This window comes from Parviterribacter multiflagellatus (assembly GCF_056863265.1).
This window is the reverse complement of the sequence record NZ_JBXPIZ010000003.1, coordinates 208794-226938: the sequence shown is the minus strand read 5'-3', so window position 1 is coordinate 226938 and position 18145 is coordinate 208794. Positions and strand designations below refer to the sequence as shown.

Here is an 18145-nt window from a genome sequence, read left to right as displayed (position 1 = left end):
AGTACCCCTGAGGGGCGCCCCGCTAGCCGTGTTCCATGCCGGTGAGGCGGGCGACCAGGTCGCGGCGCGAGCGGACGCCGGCCTTGTCGAAGATCGCCTTCAGCCGGTCCTGCACGGTGTGCGGGGAGATCACCAGGTCGCTCGCGATCTCCTTCGTCGAACGCCCGCTGAGGACGCGCTCGGTGACGCGCTGCTCGCCCGGCGTGAGGCCGAGCCCGGCGAGGCGGAGCGGGAGCAGGTCGTGCGCCGTCGCGGGCTGGCCGAGCACGACGATCGCGTTCTGCTCGGTCCGCTGCGCGTGCAGGACGTACCAGCGCCCGTCGTCGCCGCGCACGCGGGCGCGCGCGCCGTCGCCGTCGGGCGCGAGATCGGCCTTGATGGCGAGCGTGAGGAGGACGTCGGGGACCGGCGCGTGCTCGTGCTCGGGCTCGCGCAGCGCCTCGATCCACGCGCGCGCGTTGGGGGTGCCGTCGAGCGGGCGCCCGACGGTGTCGAGCAGGAGGAACGACGGCATCTCCGCGGCCGGCACGATGTGCGCGGACGGGCCGAGCATGGCGTCGCGCAGCAGCGGGCCGAGCGTGCGGCCGATGCGCTCGACGAGGTCGGCCTCGTCGGCGGTGAACGGGCGCTTGCCGGCGCGGCGGAAGAGGTGGACGAAGCCCCAGGTCGCCGAGCCGGCCTTCACGGCGCCGCGCAGCTCGTCGATGACGCCCATCGGCGCGAGGACGGTGCGGAACCGCTCGCTGCGCAGCACGTCGCCGCCGGTCGCGACCGACATGACGGTGACCGGGGTGCGCTGGCGCGCGAGCTGCTCGTGGCGGCCGTACTCCTCACCCCGGTACTCGGCGCGGTAGATCCCCGGGCTGAACGCGCGGTCGATGTCGCGCGTCGCGTGGGTCGTCGTGACGAGGGTCTCGGGGTCGGCCGTGGGGAAGCACCAGCCGTCGACCGGCACCGCCCGCTCGATCCGCTCCATCGCGGCGAGGCGGAGGGCGTACGGGTCGAGCTCGCGCCCCGCGAGGGATCGCAGGTCGCGCTCGAGGCGCTCCGGGGTGACGACGGCCATGGTCCGCGCACCCTCGCACGCGGGCGCGGGCGGGTGCAAGCGCACACCCAGGAATGTGGGGAGTCGGCGCGGATGCCCACGTTCGTGGGGTGGTCGGAAGGCCGGATCGCGCGGAGCCTGGGCGCCATGCTCTCCACCCTCGCCCTCCGCCGCCGTCCCGAGGACCGCATGTGGTTCCTCGACGGCCTGCACACGGTCCACCTCCGCGGCGCCGAGCCGGCGGCCGACGACCGCGTCGCGCGGCTCGTCGCCGAGGGCGCCTCGGCGCTGCGCGCGCGGGGCGACGTGCCCGCCGCCGCGCCGGTGTTCGCCGGCTGGCGCCGCTGACCCCGGTCGGGGGTCTCCCTGGTGATCCGGGGTCCGGAACGGCCGTTCCGGATCTGGCGCGCGGGGTGTCCCCCGATGTGACCGGCGCTTGACGGCCAGAGGCTTGCGGGCATGCCTCATCACCGCTTCCGCCGGACCATCCCGGCCCTCGTCCTCGCGACCGTGGCGCCCGCCGCGACCGCGCACGCCACCGTCGTCGAGCGCGTCGACACCGCCGACGGCCCGGTGCTCGCCTTCCGGGCCGATCCGGGCGTCGCCGACCGGCTCGACGTCTACCACCAGGGCACGCAGGTCACGTTCAGCGCGATCGCCGGCGGCTCCGCCTACCAGAGCTCGACCTGCTCGGTGCCGCCCAGCCGCCAGTGGGAGATCACCTGCGACGCGAGCGGCGTGGTCGCGATCCAGATCGAGACGCTGGACGGCAGCGACGCGGTCAACGCGTCGACGACCAGCCCGGCCCAGGTGCCGGTGATCGTCGACGGCGGTGCGGGCGACGACCAGCTGACCGGCGGCGCGGGGCCGTTCGACCTGCTCGGCGGCGGGGACGGCAACGACACGCTGAACGACTCGGCGGGCGTCGATCTGCTCGACGGCGGGGCGGGCAACGACCGGTTCTGGAGCGGCCTGGCCTCCGAGGGCGACCAGCTGTCGGGCGGCGACGGCACCGACACCGCGGTGCTCGCCCGTGACGCGGCGTTCTCGGTGACGCTCGACGCGCAGGCCAACGACGGCGTCCCGGGCGAGGGCGACGACGTGCGCGTGGAGAACCTGACCGTCCAGGGCGGCGGCGCGACGTTCGTGGGCGACGACGGCCCGAACGTGCTCGGCACCGAGATCGGGACGGGCGGCAACCGCTTCGAGGGCCGCGGCGGCAACGACGTGCTGGGCGGCGGCCAGGGCCCCGACGAGCTGCTCGGCGGCGACGGCGACGACAAGCTGACGGGCGAGGACGGCGACGACCTGCTCGACGGCGGCGCGGGGCGGGACACGTTCATCGGCGACCGGCAGAACTTCGCGCACCTGGAGGGCGTGGGGAACGACACGATCCGCGCGCGCGACGGCGTGGCGGACTCGATCAACTGCGGGCCGGGCGGCGACGTGGCGGAGGTCGACCAGCTCGACGTGCTGCCGACCGACGCCTTCAGCGCCTGCGAGTCGGTCGACCGGGGCGCCGTCGGCGCTGGCGGGCCGGCGGTGGCGCCGGGCCGCGCACCGGGTGGCGGCGACGGGAGCGCGAAGCCGGTCAAGCCCGCGCCGCGCGGCCTCGGTCTCTCGGTCCGCCGCAGCGGCTCGTCGAAGGTCGTCGCCCGCGGCAGGCTGACCCTCCCGGCGGGCGTGGCGAAGTCGGCCTGCCGCGGCGCGAAGGTGACGCTGCGCGTGCTGCGCGGCAAGAAGGTCGTCGGCCGCGCCACGGCGTCCGTGTCCCGCTCCTGCACGTACCACGCGACGGTCAGGCTCCGCCGCGGCGGGCGCGGGAGGCTCTCGGTCGTCGCGTCGTACGGCGGCAGCGCCCGGCTCGGGTCGGCGCGGCAGACGGTCGTGGTGCGCTAGCGCCAGCACCCCGGACGAGCGTTGGATGGGCAGGCGATCCTGCTGCAGCTCCGGGCCGGCTCGGCCGACCGGACGAGCATGGATCGCCTCGTCCGCCTCTCCGCTCCCGCGCGCTGCTCCGCGTGCGGTGAGGAGCTGGCCGCTGGCGCCAGCGCGTGGCGGGTCGACGCGACGGGCGGCGCCTGGTGCCGCCCGTGCCGCGAGGACCCGTCGGGCCGCCGGCCGGTCGCCGTCCGCCCGGTCCAGCGGTCGCCCATCGCGGCGGCCGGCCGGCGCCTGCGCTGATCCGCGCGCTGTCCTGCGCACTTCCGCGCGTCTTCCTGCGCTGAATCGGCGCAGTTCACGTGCAGAGACGGCACAGGTCGTCGCGCAGGATCCGGTCCATGCCCCATCGCATCGACCACGCCACCGCCGAGCGCCAGTTCCGCGCGCTGCTCGAACGCCACGACCTGCCCCAGCCCGACGAGGTCGCGCACTGGCGCGACGCGCTCGTGCTCGGGTGGTGGGACACGAAAGCGGTCGTCGTGATCGACCTGGAGGAGGTCGACGAGCACCTCGCGATCGCCGACCGCGAGCAGGCCGCCGGCTACCTCGCGACCGCCTAGCCAGCACCGTGGACGCATGTTGCAGGCACGCCACCTTGCATCAGTCGGCACGAACCGGTTATAGGTCCCTAGAGCCCACCCGGGGAGGCTGTCTCCGGGGGCTCTCGAACTTCCGCGTGACGGCCCGGCTCCGTGCCGCCACGCCCGGAGAGGACGAGGTGAGCATGGCGCGTGAGCAGGGCGGCGAGCCCGAGACCGAGATCCGCGAGGACGAGGCCGTCGAGCTGACGGCAGAGGCGGAGCCGGACGCGGTCGCCCCTGAGGCGCCCGAGGAGCCGGACGTCGAGCGGCGGCTGGCGGACCTGCGCGACAGCCTGGCCGCGGCCCGCACCGACAGCGAGCACGAGCGGACGCAGCGTGCGCGGTTGGAGGAGCGCCTGGCGGCGGTCACCACCGAGCGCGACGACCAGATCGCGCGCATCGCCGCGACCGAGCAGGAGCTGGCCCGTGCGCGGGCGTCGATCGACCGGTTCGAGGCGGAGCTGGACGCGGCGCGCGCCGCGGTCGACACGCTGCGGGCCGACGAGCAGGCGTCCGGCCGCGCACGGGAGGAGCTGCGATCGCAGCTCGACGCCGCGCACGCCGAGACGGTCGCCGCGGTCCAGGAGGGCGACCGCGCGAGGGCGGAGGTCCAGCGGCTGCAGGGCTCGCTCGACGCGGAGGTCGCGCGGTACGCCGAGCTGCAGGCCGTGCTCAACGAGGAGCGCGAGCGGCGGCGGGCGGGCGACGCGCGCATCGCGGCGCTCGAGCAGGAGGTCGCCGCGGCGGCCGAGGCGCGCACCGCCGGCGACCACGAGCGGGAGGAGCTGCGCGTGCAGGCCGAGCGCCAGCTCTCTGAGGCGCGGCTGGAGACCGAGCGCGAGAGCCAGGCGCGCGCGGCAGCCGAGCACGCGGCCGAGCAGGCCGGCGGTGAGGTCACGCGGCTGCGCGCGGCGCTGGAGGCCGAGGGGGAGCGGGCAGCGGAGCTGCAGACCGCGATCGACGCCGCGCACGAGCGGCGCGGCGAGCTGGAGAGCCGCGTCTCCGAGCTCGACCACGACGTGGCCCTGGCCGTCCAGCGGGCCGAGGCGGGCGACGAGGCGGCCGAGGCGCTGCGCGAGCGCATCTCCGTGCTGGAGGAGCAGCTCCAGGCGGTGACCGAGGCGCGCGTCGCGGGCGACCGCGAGCGCGAGGAGCTGCGGGTCGAGGCGCAGCAGCAGATCGTGGAGTCGCGGCGCGAGCTCGAGCGCGAGCTGCGGGCCCGGATGGAGGCCCAGCAGGCGGCCGACGGCGCCCGGGCGGAGGCCGACCTGCGGCGGCGCGACCTGGCCATCGCCGACGACCGCATCAGCGAGCTGGAGCGGGCGACCGCCGACGCGGCGGCCGAGCTCGACAAGCTCCACGCGGCGCTGACCGCACGCGAGCAGGAGCTGGCCGCCGCCCAGGCGGCGGTGAGCGGGCTGCAGCGCGACGTCCAGGCCGCGCGTTCGCGGGCGGCGGAGCTGGAGCTCGCGTCGACCGAGCAGGCGGCCGAGCACGCGGCCCAGCGCGAGGAGCTGGAGGCGCGGCTGGCGGCGCAGCGCGAGGACCTCGAGGCGCGGATGAAGGCCGAGCGGGCGGAGCTGCACACGCGGCTCGTCTCGCAGCGCGAGGAGGCCGAGCGGCTGCTCGCGTCCGAGCGGGAGCGCAGCACGCGCGAGCGCGACGACCTGGCCGCGACGCTGGAGGCCGAGCGCGTCGAGCACGCGTCGGCCGTCGAGGCGCTGCGCGCGAGCCACGCGGAGGCGTTCGCGTCCGAGCGCGCCGAGCACGGCCGGACGCTGGAGGCCGAGCGCGCCCAGCACGCGGCGGCGCTGGAGAGCGCGCGCGAGCAGCACGCGCGCGGCCGCGCGGTGGAGATCGAGCAGCGGCGGCGGGCGGTCGACGCGGCGAAGGCCGAGCGCGAGGAGCTGGTCGTGCGGCTGCGCGCCGAGCGGGAGGCGGCGGTGGCGGCGCTCCGGGCGGAGCACGCCACCGCGCTGGAGCACATCCGCGCCGACCACGAGCGGGCGCTCGAGCAGGTGGCGGCCGCCGGCGGCGCGGCGCTCGACCGGGCCCAGCAGCCGTACGAGGCCGCGGTGGCGGAGGCGCGCGAGCAGGTCGCGGCGGCCGAGCGCGAGGCGCGCGCGGCGGTCGCGCGCGTCGAGGAGCAGCTCGCGGCGGTGACGTCGAACCTGGAGGCCGAGCGGGTCCGGCGCGCCGAGGCCGAGGCCGAGCAGCGGCGGCTGGCGGCGCTCGACGCGCGGCGGACCGACGACCTGGCGGCCATTAGCCGCCGGATGATGGAGGCGTTCGAGCAGCAGATGCGGCGGGTGCTGGAGGCCGAGCGCGAGGCGCGCGCGGCCGAGCAGCGCCGGCTCGCCGAGCTGCAGGAGCAGGTCGACGAGCGCAACGCGGAGATCGCGGCGGGCGAGGCGCGGCTCGCGGACGTCAAGCGGCTGCTCGCCGAGGTCCGCGTCGAGAGCGAGGACGAGCGGCAGCGGCGCGAGGCGCTGGGGGCGCGGTTCCGCGCGCTGCTGACCGAGACGCGCGGCTCGCTGCCGTCCGGCGCCGCCGGCGCGGACGTCGACCTGGAGGACGAGCCGGTCGCGGTCGCGCAGGCGGAGGAGGACGAGCCCGCCGCGCGCGGCGGCGCCGACGATGACGACGACACGGCGGGCGGCAGCCCGGTCGCGGCCGAGGCGGACGCCGACGCCGGCACGGAGGCCGGCGCCGAGGTCCACGCGGAGGCCGACGACGAGGACGCCGCGATGGCCGACGCGGTGCACGAGCCGGACGCCGAGGTCGTCTACTTCGCCGACGACGACGCCGACGACGAGGCGGCCGCGGAGGCCACCGCCCCCGGCCGCGCGGGCAAGCGCCGCTTCCGCCGCCGCTCCAACGGCGGTCACCCCACCGCGCCCCGCACCACCTGACGACCGCATGCCCGGTCGCTCACCCGCCCCGTCCGGGGGCGGGTGAGCGAGGGGCGATGTGACAGGTCCGAGAACCGGTGCATGGCCGCACGCGGCTCGGGGGAAGACGCAGGCGGAGCGCGCGGCCGTCGGGGCGTCGGCCGCGCGCCTCCCTTACCTCAGAGGTCGTAGATCGTCGGCCGGGCGTGCGGAACAGTCCGGTGCATGAGCCAGATCACCACCGCCGCCGTCGCCACCGACGGCCCCGCCACCCGCTCCACCGTCGCCGCCCCGCGCCGCTCGCTGCTCCGCGTCGCGCTGAAGCTCGACGCGCTCGTCACCGGTGCGAACGGCGCCGCGTACCTCGCGCTCGCCGGGCCGCTGGGCGACCTGCTCGGCCACTCCCCCGCGCTGCTCCGCGGCCTGGGCGCGTTCCTCGTGGTCTTCGCCGCCGCGGTGTGGGCGACCGGCGCCCGCGAGCGGATCTCCCGCCCGGCCGTCCTCGCGATCGTCGCCGGCAACGCGGTGTGGGCGGTCGGCTCGATCGTCGCCGCGATCGCCGGCTGGGGCACGCCGGAGACCGTCGGGACGGTGTGGACGGTGCTCCAGGCGATCACCGTCGCGGCGTTCGCCGAGCTGCAGCTCACGGGCCTGCGGCGCGCCGCGAAGTGAGCCTCGTTGCCGCCGGTGCTCATGCGAACATGTGTTCGCATGAGCGCCGCGACCACGATCCTCCACGCGGACGTCGACGCGTTCTTCGCATCGGTCGCCCAACGAAACGATCCGGCGCTCCGCGGCAAGCCGGTGGTCGTCGGGTCGTGGGTCGTGATGGCGGCCTCGTACGAGGCGCGCGCGTACGGCGTGCGCGGCGGGATGAGCGCGTCGCGGGCGCGCCGCCTGTGCCCGCAGATGGTCACCGTCGAGCCGTCGTTCCCCGCCTACGTCGATGCCAGCAAGGCCGTCTTCGAGGTCTTCCGGCGGCTCACGCCCGCCGTCGAGCCGGGGTCGATGGAGGAGGCGTTCCTCGACCTGCGCGGCGCGCGCCCGGGCGCGCCGCCGCCGGACGAGGCGGCGGCCGAGCTGCGCCGCGTCGTACGGGAGGAGGCCGGGCTGCCGCTGTCGGTCGGCGTCGCCCGGACAAAGATCCTCGCCAAGCTCGCGAGCCGGGCGGCCAAGCCCGACGGGCTGCGGATCGTGGAGCCCGAGGACGAGCTCGCGTTCCTCCACCCGCTGGCCGTCGACAAGCTGTGGGGCGTCGGGCCGTCGACCGCGGCGAAGCTCCGCGAGTACGGGCTCGAGACGGTCGGCCAGGTCGCGCAGCTCGAGGAGGAGCAGCTCGTGCACATCCTCGGCCGGGCGGCCGGCCGGTACGTCTGCGCGGTCGCCCGCAACCGCGATCCCCGGCCGGTGCGGGCCCGGCGGGGCCGGCGGTCGTACGGCGCGCAGCGGGCGCTCGGCCGCGCCCGGGCGCGCGACGCGGCGGCGCTGGACGAGGCGATCGCCGGGCTGGTCGAGAAGCTCGTGCGGCGGATGGGCCGCCACGGCCGCGGCGGGCGGACGGTCGTGCTGCGGCTGCGGTTCGGCGACTACACGCGGGCGACGCGGTCGCGCACGCTCGCGCGCGTGACGGCGGAGCCGGAGGAGCTGCTCGCGGCGGCGCGGCTCCTGCTGGCGGCGGCGATGCCGGCGATCGAGCAGCGCGGCATCACGCTCGTGGGCCTGACGGTGACGAACCTCGCGACGGTCACCGGCGCCGAGCAGCTCGCCCTGCCGCTGGGCGACGACGACGAGGCTTCGGCGTGACGAGCCGCACCAGCCGGTCGCGCGTCTCGGCGGGCCCGGGCCAGTGCTCGGCGACCAGGTCGGGGCCCGCCGCGCGGAGCACCGCCCGGAGCACGAGCACCACCACGAGGACGTCGTCCAGCTGCCCGGCGACCGGGACGACGTCCGGCACGAGGTCGAACGGGAGCGCGAGGTACGCGACCACCGCCGCGAGCAGCAGCTTGTGGCGCCGCGGCACGCGCGGGTCGCCGAGCAGCCGCCGCAGCAGCACGACGCAGTCGGGCACGACCCGCACGAACGCCCGCGCCTCCCCCTTGCGCCCCGCCGCGACCAGCCAGAGGACGAAGCCGCCGTAGAGCAAGAGCGCCACCGCGGCCGCGACCGCCAGCCACGCCCACGCGCTCATGGGAGGGGCGCGCCGGGCCCGAGGAGGTCGGCGGTGGCGACGACGGTGGCGAACTCGCCGTGGAGGTTCGTCGCAGTCGCGCGGGCGAGCTCCTCCGCGCGCATGACCGTCCCGTCCGGGCCGGCGCGGTCGAACGTGTGCGTGGCGTCGAGGGCGAAGAGCACCGTGTGACCGAGGTTGCCCCCGACGCGCGCGGTCGTCTCGCAGCAGTGGTTCGTCGTGATGCCGCAGACCACCAGGCCGTCGAGCTCCCGCGCGCGCAGCCACGCGTCGAGGTCCGGCGTGCCGTGGAAGGACGAGTTCACCGACTTCGTGACGAGCAGGTCCGGCTCCCCCGCCACCACGTCCTTGAACGCGTTGCCGGGGGCGTCCGGGCGGAGCGTGGAGCCGGGCTCGACCGAGTCGTGCCGGACGAAGACGACCGGCCGCGCGGCGGCACGCCACGCCGCGATCAGCGCGGCGACGTTCGCCTCGCACGCCGGGTTGTCGCGGCGGCCCCACGCCGGGTCGTCGAACGCGCGCTGCACGTCGACGACCACGAGCGCGAGCCGGTCGAGGTCCGGAAGCTCCATCACGCTCCCGACAACAGCCAGAGGGCGAGCGTGGTGAACCCGACCATCACGCCGAGCAGCCAGTACTGCGAGCGCACCGCCTTGCGCGGGGTCGAGAACGCGACGAGCGCCCGGTCGTGCGCGAGGATCAGGCCCGCGACGTGGCCCGCCACGACGAAGAGCACCTGCAGGTACCAGATCGTCGTCGCGGACACGAAGTCGTAGTTGATCACCCAGTCGCCCGTCCCGAACAGGTCGTCGCCGCGGCCGAGCGGGTCGGACGCGATGAAGCCCATCGCCTGCCCCTCGAAGAGCAGGAAGCTGACGTAGTGCGCGCCGACGTAGGCGACCGCGATCGGCACCAGCGTGTGCGCGAACGAGCGCGCGTACTCGGTCACCGAGCGAGACGGGTCGATGTCCTGCGCGCCCTTGATGCCGGCGAGGTAGAAGCCGCCGACGAACAGGACGCAGAGGGTCATCGAGAGCGCCTTCACGAGCGTGGACGGGTCGTCGCCTGCGATGTCCGCGTAGATGGTCCCGGCGCCGAACCCGTCGAACGTCACGACGCCGATCATCACCGCGAGGAGCGCGACCGAGCCCGGCCCGGCGCTCCACTGCGGCAAACCGGAGAGGAACGGGCGCAGCGCGAGCCGCCCCTCCGGCGTGCGGCCGACCGGTGACATCCGCGCCAGCAGGCTGAAGTAAACGCCGAACCCCTCGCCGCGCGCGCACCACGCCTCGACGCCGTAGAGCGCCATCCCGACGAAGGTGAACGCGGTGTAGATCACGGTCGCGGTCGCGGTGACGCTCGGGTCGCTCCCGTTCTCGTTCACGAGCTCCATCCACCCGAAGAGGAAGAGCCCGAGCGCGGCGGGCCAGTAGCCGAGCCGCTCCGGGTAGGCCAGCGGCTCCGGGCCGCCCGGTATGACGCGCCCGACGACCCACCCGACGGCGCGGCCGATCGCCCGCCACGGGTTGAACGCGCGGAAGACGTCGCCGAACAGGACCGTCAGAGGCACGAGTCCGACCCAGAAGATCACGTACACGAGGCGCGGCGCGAAGTTCACCGCGACGACCTGCGAGCCCTCGTACCCGGCGTAGATCACCAGCGCGAGGAGGCCGACGCCGATCGCGCCGCAGACGATCTCGACCACGCGCGACGACAGCACGGCGGAGAGGCCGCGCGGGAACGGGCGGAAGCGCTCGTGCTGCAGGCGCGCCCGCGGCCACAGCGTCGCGAGCGCGACGAACGAGACGACGAGCACCGCGACCGCCGCCCACACGAACAGCCACTCGGGCACGGGGAGGTCGTCGCGGCCGCTGAGGGCGTGCGCCGAGGCGGGCGCGGGCGCGGCGAGCGCGGCGGCGGCGAACGCGCCGAGGGCCAGCGGGACCGCGGCGCGGCGCGCGGCGGTACGGGACGGCGGGGGCAGGACGGATCGGCAGGACAACGGAAGCGGGCTCCTCGCGGGCACGGACGATGACGGACGGCGCGCGGGAAGGGCTCCGCGCGCTCGGATGGCGGTGGTGCGTCAGGCGGTCGCGAGGAGCGGCGGGCCGCGCGGGCGGCGGCGCGCGGCGGGCGCGGCGGGACGGTGCGGCCCGGGCGGGAAGGCGGCGGAGACGGGCGCGGCGGGGCAGGCCGGCGGACGGACGACCGCGCGCAGGCGGACGCGCTCGCCGGCGCGGCCGACGAGGCGGACGGTCCACGCGAGCACGGTCCCGAGCACCATGGCGAGCGGCGCGGCGACCCAGCCGCCGTTCCCCACGACGCCCTCCAGCCCGGCGGGATGGCCCGGGTTGAGCGCACCCTCGATCAGCTCCTGGCCGGTGAAGATCGCCAGCAGCGCCACGGCGAACGCGGCGGCGAGCGCCCGGCGGCGCAGGCGGATCTCGCACGCACCCGCCCCGCCGCCGCCGCGCGCGACGGTCGCGACGACCTGGCCGACCGCGAAGGCGAGGAGGACGCCGAGCGCCGGCTCGAGGAAGGCGAGGTAGCCGTGGCCGGTCGCGTGGAGCGCGCCGCCGGCCTGCTCCCCGTAGGCGAGCAGGTACCGCAGCTGGTGCACGCCGAACGCCCCCGCCGAGAGCAGCGCGCCGAACCGGACGACCAGGGAGAGCCGCTGGGGCATGCGGCGACGCACACTAGTCGTCCGCCACGCCCGAGGGCGTGAGCGAACGCACCGTCGCGGCCGGCGACCGACGCGCGAGCAGCAGCGCGATCACGCCGTAGAGCGCGGCGAGCGCGACGAACAGCGCGGCGTGGCTCGCGCCCGCGGACGCGCCGAGCGCGTACGCGGCGAAGACGCCGATGGTGAGGAGCTCGGTCGCGAGGCCGGCGAACGACGTGACGGTGGAGCGCGCGGCGCCGTCGATCGCGTCCTGCAGGCGGGCGTCGACGACCACGGTCAGCGCCTGGAACGCGAGGAACGCCAGCGCGAGGAGGGCGAACCCGGCGACGGTGCCCGACGCCGCGCCCACCGCGAGAGCGACCGCGCCGGCGAGCAGCAGCGCCGCCTGCCGCCGGTCGGACCAACCGACCACGCGGCCGGCGAGCAGGCCGCCCGCGGTGAGGCCGAGGTAGACGGCGAGGAAGAGCAGCGGGACGTCGGCGGCGGGCGCGCCGAGCTCGACCGCGAGCAGCGGCACGTACTCGTCGAGCGCGCCCCAGACCGCGGTGACGAGCGGGACGAGGACGACCGCGCGGCGCACGTGCGGGTGGACGCGCAGCTCGCGCACGCCGGCGCGGAGGATCGCGCGCGGGGAGACGTCGGCCGCGGCGGCGAGGTCGGTCGTGTGGGCGGAGCGGTGCTCCGGCAGGGTCGTGGCGATCACGGCGCAGGCGAGGCAGGCCAGCACGCTCGCCGCGCCGACCGCGCCGTAGCCGCCGAGCGCGAAGACCGGCGCGGCGAGACCGATCGCGAGCGTCGCGGCGACCGTCTCGCACGCCGCGACGCGGCCGCTGACGCGCGCGTAGCGGCCGGCCGCGCCGAGCCGCTCCAGCTCCTCGTACGCGAGCGCCTCGAACGCGCCCGAGCGCAGCGCGCCCTGCGCGCCCCACAGCACGAACCCGAGCGCGAACGCCCAGAACGACGGGACGAGCACCCACAGGCCGAAGCCTGCGCCCGCGAGCAGCGGCGCGACGACGAGCAGCGCGCGCCGCGAGATCGCGTCCGCCCACACGCCCGACGGCACCTCGAGCACCACGTTCGTCGCCGACCAGATCGCGAGCAGCGCCGAGATCTCCGCGGTCGACAGGCCCGCGTCCGCGAACAGCAGCGCGTAGACCGGGTACAGCAGGATCAGCTCGCCCGCGAGCGCGTACGCGCACAGGCGGAGCGTCAGAGCGTCAGCGCTGGATCAACGAGGAGGGCGGAACATCGGACGGGGATGCTGCCCGATCGCCCGGACTCGCGCAACCTCAGGCCGCGACGACGGTGCCGTCGCGGCCCGCCGCCTTGGCCGCGTACAGCGCGCGGTCGGCGCGCAGCATCACCGCGCGCGTCGTCTCGTCGCGGTGGATCGCCGCGACGCCCGCGGACGCGGTGACGCGGACCGGCCAGTCGCCGTCCGCGACCGCGCGCACCGCCGCGACCAGCTCCTCCCCGATGCGCTGCGCGTCGGCCGCGCCCGCCCCGTCGAGCAGCACCGCGAACTCGTCGCCGCCGAGCCGCGCGACCACGTCGCTCGTGCGCAGCCCGCGCTGGATCGCGCGCCCCGCCTCGACGAGGAAGCGATCGCCCTCCGCGTGGCCGGCGCGGTCGTTGAGCGCCTTGAAGCGGTCGAGGTCGAGCATCACGATCGCGCCCCGGCGCTCCTGGTCGACCGTCCGCTCCAGCGCGTCGTCGAACGAGCGCCGGTTCGGCAGGCCGGTGAGCGCGTCGCGCTCGGCGAGGTCGCGTAGCCGCCGCTCCAGCTCGCGCTGCTGCGTGACGTCCTGGACCTGGCTGACGAAGTGCAGCGGCTTGCCGTCCGGGCCGCGGACGAGCGACACCGAGAGCGACACCCAGATCTCGCGCCCGGACGCGTGGATGTAGCGCTTGTCGAGCTCGTACGCCGAGATCTCGCCGGCCAGGCACTGGCGCACGAGCTCGAGGTCGCCCGCGAGGTCGTCGGGGTGCGTCAGCTCCTGGAACGACGCGCGGACCAGCTCGTCGCGGCGCCGCCCGACCAGCGCGCAGAACGCGAGGTTCACCTTCAGCAGCCGGCCGTCGAGCCCGACGACGGCCATGCCGATCGGCGCGCCGTCGAAGGCGGTGGAGAACAGCCGCGTCGCCTGGTCGAGCCGCGCGGACGCCTCGCGCTCGGCGGTCACGTCGGAGAAGCTCATGATCACGTCGTACGGCGGCGGCCCCTCGGGCTCGAGCGCGCGCGTGCTGATGCGCAGCCAGCGCAGCGCGCCGTCGGGCTGGTGGAACCCGAGCACCGTGCCGCGGACGTCGCGGCCGGTCCGGCGCGTGACCTCGGCGGGCACGTCCTCCTCGGCGACCGGCCGGTGGCGCACGTCGACGGCGCCCCAGCGCACGTCGACGAGGTCGCAGCGGGCCACGCCCGGGTGGAGGTCGCCGACGATGGCCCGCGCGGCGGAGTTCGCGTACACGTACTCGCCGTCGGCCTGGATGGCGCAGATCGCCTCCGGCACGAGCTCGAGCGTCGCGTCGGGACTCGCGCCGGCGTGGCGGAGCCAGGAGTCCGTCGCGGGTGTCAGCGTGCGCTCCATCACGCGATCCCTCGGCGTTTGAACACATCGGCTTGATGAACATCGTTAACTTTGGCGCGTTGGCGCTCATCCAACGCCGTCTGCGAGGCTTCGAGGCGGATGTCGACCCGTTCTCCCCGCACTCCGCGGCGCCCGGCCGCGGAGCGGCGCCAGCAGCTGCTCGACGCGGCGCTCGAGGTGCTGGCGGAGGAGGGGTTCGACGCGATCACGGTCGAGGCGATCGCGCGCCGCGCGGGCCTGACGCGACCGGTCGTCTACGACCAGTTCGGCGACCTCGACGGGCTGCTGCTCGCGCTGGTCGACCGCGAGGAGGCGGCCGCGCTCGCGCCGCTGCTCGCGATCGTCGGCGACGCCCCCGCCGACGACGTCTCCCCGGACGCGTTCCTCGTCGAGGCGGTCCGCCGGTTCCTCGCCGCGGTGCAGGCGGCGCCGACGACGTGGCGGCTCGTGCTCATGCCGCGCGACGGCGGCTCCCCCGACCTGCGCGCGCGGGTCCAGCGCAGCCGCCGGATGGTCACCGGCCGCGTCGCGGCGCTGCTGACGTGGGGGATCGAGCGGCGCGGCGGCCCGGACGGGCTCGACGTCGAGGTGCTCGCGCGGCTGCTCGTCGCGGCCGGCGAGGACGCGGCGCGGCTCGTGATCGCGCACCCCGAGACGTACACGCCGGAGCGGCTGGCGGAGGCGGCGCGGGCGCTCGTCGCGCTGGTGCCGCCGCACGCGGTCCTGCCGCCCGCGGCGCAGGCGGCGACGGCACAGGGGCCGGTCGCGGCGCGCGAGGCGCCGGCGGAGGCGCCCGCCCCGGACCCGGCCCGGCGCCGCGTGCCCATGGCCGAGCGCCGTCAGCAGCTCCTCGACCACGCCCTCGCGCTGCTCGCCGAGGAGGGGTTCGACGCGCTGACCGTCGAGGCGATCGCCCGCCGCGCGGACGTCTCGCGCGTGATCGTCTACCGCGCCTACGCGAACCTCCAGGTGCTGCTCCTGGCGCTGCTCGAGCGCGAGAACCGCCGCATCCGGACGCAGCTCGAGGAACTCGTCCCGCAGGACCCCGGCGACCGCACCCCGCGCGAGCTGCTCGACGAGGCGCTGACCGGGTTCCTCGCCGTGGTCACCGGCGACCCGCAGACGTGGCGCGTCGCGCTCCAGCGCCCCGAGAGCGCGCCCAAGGCGCTCCAGCTCATCGTCGCCCGCCGCCGCGCGGACCTGGCGAGCCGCCTGCGCCCGCTCGTCGCGTGGGGCGCCCGGCAGCTCGACGCGCCCGCGGGGACGCTCGACGCCGAGCTCCTCTCCCGCCTGCTGCTGACGGCGGGCGAGGAGCTCGGGCGGATCGCATTGACCGAGCCCGAGCTGCCCCCGGCACGCCTGGTCGACAGCGTGACCCGCGTGCTCGCCGCGCTCCCCTGGCGCGACGCGGCCTAGCCGCGCGCCCCCGCGAGCGGCCGCAGCACGCGGTCGGGGCCCTTGACGAGCCGCCCCCGCGGTGGGTTGACGGTCGGCGCCTGCCCGGCCATCCGGCCGAGGCGGACGCACACGAACCCGAGGAACGCGAGGATCACGAGGTTGAGGCTGAGCACGAGGATCGTCGCCGGCTTCCACGCCCACATCGGCGCGTCCTCCTTGCGCTCGAGCTGCATCAGCCTCGTGTCCGGGACCATCTCCCGCGCGACCTGCGGGCGCTGCGGGTAGCCCGCGAAGTCGATCGCCGGGTCGGCCGGGAAGCGGACCGGGACCGACAGCATCGTGCGGCCGCTGTGGACGCGGACCATCGTCTTCCAGCGGCCGTCGAGCGGCACCGGCTCGGTCGTCCGCCACGTGCCGTCGGCGGCGCGCTCCAGGTGGTTGGCGTAGCGCCCGCCGCCCTGCCAGCCCATCGCGTAGACCCACTGCGCGTCGTCGGTCACCGACGGGTCGGAGAACCGGACGGCGAGGTCGCCGACCTGCTGCGGCTCGTCGTGGTTCGGCGTCGCGCCATGGCGGACGTCGGTGATCGTCATCGTCGCGGTGACCTGCTTCTCCTCGGTCGTCGCGGCGTTGAACGCGAGCCCGATCACGGTGACCGACGCGAGCGCCATCGCGATCTTCGGCGTGGCGGTCTTCGCGAGCGTGCCGGTGAGCGCCTGCGCCATCAGCGCGCCGATCGTGCCGCCCGCGACGCCCGCCGCGAGCGCGACCGGGATCGCCTCGGGCAGGAGCGTGCTCTCCCACGGCAGCGGCATCGCGACGTGCGACCACGCGTACTCGGCCGCGAAGCCGACCGTTCCGACCACCGCGCCGGCCAGCGCGCCGAAGCGGAGCGGGTCGCGCGGATCGCGGCGGACCGCGAGCGCCTCGATCAGCAGCGCCTCGGCGACGAAGAGCGGCGTCGACGGCATCGTCACGCCGAGCGGGCCGCCGATGCTCAGGCTCATGAACGCCTGGACGGGGAGCCACCAGGCGAGCGCGAAGAGCGCGCCGCCGCGACCGGCGAGGACGCGCGCGAGGACGAGCGCCTGCGCGGCGCCGAAGGTCAGCAGCAGCGGCTGCCAGATCTGGCGGTACTGCGGGACGCCCCAGTTGAACTCGTGCGTCGCGGCGGCCCACAGGTAGAGGCAGACCGCGGCGAGCAGCGCGGGGAGCGGGCGGCGGAGGAGGCCGCGGCCGCGGAACGGGTCGCGCCCGGACGCCCGCGCGCCCTCCACCAGCAGGAGCACGCCGCCCACGCCGGCGGTCAGCGTGCCACCGATGATCATCGTGTGGGTCGGGCCCCAGAGCGTCACGTCCTGGCCGAAGATGCGGTGCCACAGGTCGTCGAGCGGGAAGGCGAGCATCCCGAACGACGCGCCCGCGAGCAGCAGCACGCCGGCCGCGGGCACCGGCCCGAAGCCGGGGACGCGGAGCGCTACGGAGGAGGTCTTGCGCGGGTCGTCCGGCGCGAGGCCGATCGCGAGCACGCCCATGAGGAACGCGCCGAACAGGCCGAGCAGGAGCGGGTAGTGCGCGGCCGTGCCGAGCGGCCCCTCGTCGCGGCCGACGTCGATGTGCAGGCCGATGTCCCACGTCGCGCCGAGGATCGTGATCGTCGCGCAGACGACCGCGCCGGCGCCGGGGAGCGCCGACCAGCCGGGCAGGCCGATCGTGCGCTCGGTGGCCGCCTCGAACCGGCGCAGCGCGTGGGCGCGGCCGCGGCGGTAGTTGAAGATCGTCGCGATGACGAGCAGCGCGACGACGGACGTGCCGACGCCGACGATCGCCAGCTCCCCCATCGGGGCGCCGCCGCCGGACTCCGCGAGGACGGTGGTGGGCATCACGCGACCTCGGCGGGCTCGCGGTCCTCGGCGCGGCGGGCGACGCCGAGCAGCGGGTCCTGCGCGGCGAGGCTGCCGGTCGCCGGGTCGGCCTGCGCGATCGCCGCCGCGGTGCGCTTGTCGGCCATCGCGCGCTGCTCGAACAGCGGCTGGATGAGCCCGCGCAGCGCGAGCGCGCCGCCGACGTACTTCGGCGCCCACACGCGCGCCTTGCGCTTGAGCACGGCCTGCTCGATCGCCGTGCCCGCGTGGCCGACGGGGACGGTCTCGCGGACGAACTTCGGCATGAGCCGCTCCATCGTCTTCGTCGACTCGTGCTCGAACGACGCGCGCACGAGGTCGGTCTCGATGAAGCCGAAGTACGCGCAGCCGACGCGCGTGCCGCTCGGGCGCAGCTCCTGCCGCAGCGCGTTGGTGAGGGCCTCGGTCCCGGCCTTCGACGCGGCGTAGGCGCCCATCAGCGGCGCGTGCGACGCGGCGGCCAGCGAGGCGACGTTGAGCAGGTAGCCCTTGCGCGGGACGACGTACGGCGCGGCCGCCCGGACGGTGTGGAGGACGCCGTGGAGGTTCACCTGGAGCTCGCGCTCGAGCTGCTCGATCGGCGCGGTGGTGAGCGCCCCGACGAAGTGCAGCCCGGCGTTGGCGACGGCGACGTCGAGGTGGCCGAACCGCTCGACGGTCGCGCGGGTCGCCCGCTCCAGCGCGTCCGGGTCGGTCACGTCCGCCTCGAACGCGGCGGCGCGGTCCTCACCCAGCTTCGCGGCCAGCGCCTCGAGCCGCTCGGGCTCCAGCCCCACCAGCGCGACGTTCGCGCCGCGCGCGTGCAGCCGCTCGGCGGCGTCGGCGCCGATGCCACGCGCCGCGCCGGTGATCAGCACGGTCCGTCCCTCGATCTCCCAGCTCATGCCGGCGATGTTACAGACGCGTAGCTACGTCCGCGTTAC

The 18145-nt window shown here is 76.3% G+C and carries 17 protein-coding genes; 8 read left to right on the top strand and 9 right to left on the bottom strand.

The features are described 5' to 3' along the window. Nucleotides 1–22 precede the first annotated feature (22 nt). On the bottom strand, nucleotides 23–1066 hold the full coding sequence (locus AC1UE5_RS07885; RefSeq protein WP_482921880.1) for a helix-turn-helix transcriptional regulator: 1044 nt from the start codon (nucleotides 1064–1066) through the stop codon (nucleotides 23–25). Nucleotides 1067–1192: 126 nt separating this feature from the next. Here AC1UE5_RS07885 and AC1UE5_RS07880 point away from each other — a divergent pair, with 126 nt between their 5' ends. The 7 genes from AC1UE5_RS07880 to dinB all read left to right on the top strand — a co-directional run bounded on the left by AC1UE5_RS07880 (nucleotide 1193) and on the right by dinB (nucleotide 8264). After that, entirely contained in the window at nucleotides 1193–1393 is a 201-nt protein-coding gene (locus tag AC1UE5_RS07880) for a hypothetical protein (protein ID WP_482921878.1), read from the top strand. A gap of 111 nt (nucleotides 1394–1504) precedes the next feature. Further along, the gene (locus AC1UE5_RS07875) at nucleotides 1505–2944 is read left to right on the top strand and encodes a calcium-binding protein (protein WP_482921876.1); all 1440 of its coding nucleotides are present in this window, start codon (nucleotides 1505–1507) and stop codon (nucleotides 2942–2944) included. A 78-nt stretch (nucleotides 2945–3022) separates the two neighbouring features. Further along, a complete protein-coding gene (locus AC1UE5_RS07870) occupies nucleotides 3023–3229 on the top strand; it encodes a hypothetical protein (RefSeq protein ID WP_482921874.1) in 207 nt (68 codons plus the stop codon). 98 nt (nucleotides 3230–3327) lie between these two features. After that, nucleotides 3328–3549 carry a hypothetical protein gene (locus AC1UE5_RS07865; protein ID WP_482921872.1) on the top strand — a complete coding sequence of 74 codons (222 nt, stop codon included), beginning with the start codon at nucleotides 3328–3330 and terminating at the stop codon, nucleotides 3547–3549. Between the two features lie 164 nt (nucleotides 3550–3713). Then, nucleotides 3714–6482 carry a coiled-coil domain-containing protein gene (locus AC1UE5_RS07860; protein ID WP_482921870.1) on the top strand — a complete coding sequence of 923 codons (2769 nt, stop codon included), beginning with the start codon at nucleotides 3714–3716 and terminating at the stop codon, nucleotides 6480–6482. A gap of 204 nt (nucleotides 6483–6686) precedes the next feature. Next, complete coding sequence (locus tag AC1UE5_RS07855) at nucleotides 6687–7133, top strand: hypothetical protein (RefSeq protein ID WP_482921868.1); 447 nt, start codon at nucleotides 6687–6689, stop codon at nucleotides 7131–7133. A gap of 39 nt (nucleotides 7134–7172) precedes the next feature. After that, a complete protein-coding gene (gene dinB, locus AC1UE5_RS07850; RefSeq protein ID WP_482921866.1) occupies nucleotides 7173–8264 on the top strand; it encodes a DNA polymerase IV in 1092 nt (363 codons plus the stop codon). Here dinB and AC1UE5_RS07845 read toward each other — a convergent pair. From AC1UE5_RS07845 to AC1UE5_RS07820, 6 genes are all read right to left on the bottom strand, one after another. Continuing rightward, complete coding sequence (locus tag AC1UE5_RS07845; RefSeq protein ID WP_482921864.1) at nucleotides 8206–8649, bottom strand: YkvA family protein; 444 nt, start codon at nucleotides 8647–8649, stop codon at nucleotides 8206–8208. The genes dinB and AC1UE5_RS07845 overlap by 59 nt on opposite strands. Further along, nucleotides 8646–9221, bottom strand: a complete 576-nt coding sequence (locus AC1UE5_RS07840) for an isochorismatase family protein (protein WP_482921862.1) — start codon at nucleotides 9219–9221, stop codon at nucleotides 8646–8648. Before AC1UE5_RS07840 ends, AC1UE5_RS07845 begins: the two co-directional genes overlap by 4 nt. Further along, complete coding sequence (locus AC1UE5_RS07835) at nucleotides 9221–10651, bottom strand: fenitrothion hydrolase (protein ID WP_482921860.1); 1431 nt, start codon at nucleotides 10649–10651, stop codon at nucleotides 9221–9223. The genes AC1UE5_RS07840 and AC1UE5_RS07835 overlap by 1 nt, the downstream gene beginning before the upstream one ends. 81 nt (nucleotides 10652–10732) lie before the next feature. Further along, nucleotides 10733–11332 (bottom strand): hypothetical protein, encoded by a 600-nt coding sequence (locus AC1UE5_RS07830; RefSeq protein ID WP_482921858.1) that lies wholly within the window; start codon nucleotides 11330–11332, stop codon nucleotides 10733–10735. A gap of 13 nt (nucleotides 11333–11345) precedes the next feature. Beyond that, on the bottom strand, nucleotides 11346–12497 hold the full coding sequence (locus AC1UE5_RS07825) for an MFS transporter (RefSeq protein ID WP_482922431.1): 1152 nt from the start codon (nucleotides 12495–12497) through the stop codon (nucleotides 11346–11348). 124 nt (nucleotides 12498–12621) lie between these two features. Continuing rightward, nucleotides 12622–13920: a sensor domain-containing diguanylate cyclase gene (locus AC1UE5_RS07820; protein WP_482921856.1), complete on the bottom strand. Its 1299-nt coding sequence runs from the start codon at nucleotides 13918–13920 to the stop codon at nucleotides 12622–12624. Nucleotides 13921–14019: 99 nt separating this feature from the next. Between AC1UE5_RS07820 and AC1UE5_RS07815 the strand changes: the two genes are divergently transcribed. After that, entirely contained in the window at nucleotides 14020–15336 is a 1317-nt protein-coding gene (locus tag AC1UE5_RS07815; RefSeq protein WP_482921854.1) for a TetR/AcrR family transcriptional regulator, read from the top strand. Here AC1UE5_RS07815 and AC1UE5_RS07810 read toward each other — a convergent pair. Both AC1UE5_RS07810 and AC1UE5_RS07805 read right to left on the bottom strand, forming a co-directional pair. After that, nucleotides 15333–17201, bottom strand: coding sequence for a hypothetical protein (locus AC1UE5_RS07810; RefSeq protein ID WP_482921852.1), 1869 nt, complete (start codon nucleotides 17199–17201; stop codon nucleotides 15333–15335). The genes AC1UE5_RS07815 and AC1UE5_RS07810 overlap by 4 nt on opposite strands. Then, on the bottom strand, nucleotides 17201–18106 hold the full coding sequence (locus tag AC1UE5_RS07805) for a short-chain dehydrogenase/reductase (RefSeq protein WP_482921850.1): 906 nt from the start codon (nucleotides 18104–18106) through the stop codon (nucleotides 17201–17203). The genes AC1UE5_RS07810 and AC1UE5_RS07805 overlap by 1 nt, the downstream gene beginning before the upstream one ends. Nucleotides 18107–18145 lie beyond the last annotated feature (39 nt).